This window comes from Vibrio sp. 1249-1 (assembly GCF_033340495.1).
In genome coordinates, this window is sequence record NZ_JAWOWJ010000858.1 from 1 (window position 1) to 584 (window position 584).

The following is a 584-nucleotide window of genomic DNA, read 5'->3' on the forward strand; positions in this document are numbered from 1 at the left end:
GCGACCACAAACGGCATTGATGCGTTAACCTATGTTCGTACCGCCCAAGGTTTTGCTGGTGCGGCTGCGGCGGTCATTATTCAAGCTGTGGTGCGTGACATGTTTGACCGTGAAGACTTTGCGCGCGCAATGTCTTTCGTCACATTAGTTATCACGATTGCCCCGTTGGTTGCGCCGATGATTGGCGGTCACCTTGCGATTTGGTTTGGATGGCGTTCTATCTTTTGGGTGCTGGCTATCTTTGCTGTGGTTGTCATTCTGTTGGTGTTTTGGAAAATTCCGGAGACGCTAAAACCAGAAAATCGTCAACCACTGCGTTTTCGCACCACATTAAAAAACTACGCCCGTTTGTGTTCAAGTTCTGAAGCGTTGGGCTTGATGTTGTCTGGTGCATTCTCGTTTTCGGGGATGTTTGCATTCCTAACTGCGGGTTCGTTTGTTTATATTGATTTATACGGTGTTCGACCTGACCAATTTGGTTACTTATTCGGTTTGAACATTGTGGCGATGATCATCATGACCAGCATTAACGGTCGTTTGGTGAAAAAAGTGGGCTCTCATGCCATGCTTCGTTTTGGGTTGTT

At 47.1% G+C, this 584-nt stretch carries 1 protein-coding gene; it reads left to right on the forward strand.

The window, feature by feature from the left end; genetic code table 11:
- The coding region (locus R7Z50_RS29320; protein WP_318149991.1) for a Bcr/CflA family multidrug efflux MFS transporter at window positions 1-584 on the forward strand (584 nt) is incomplete at both ends.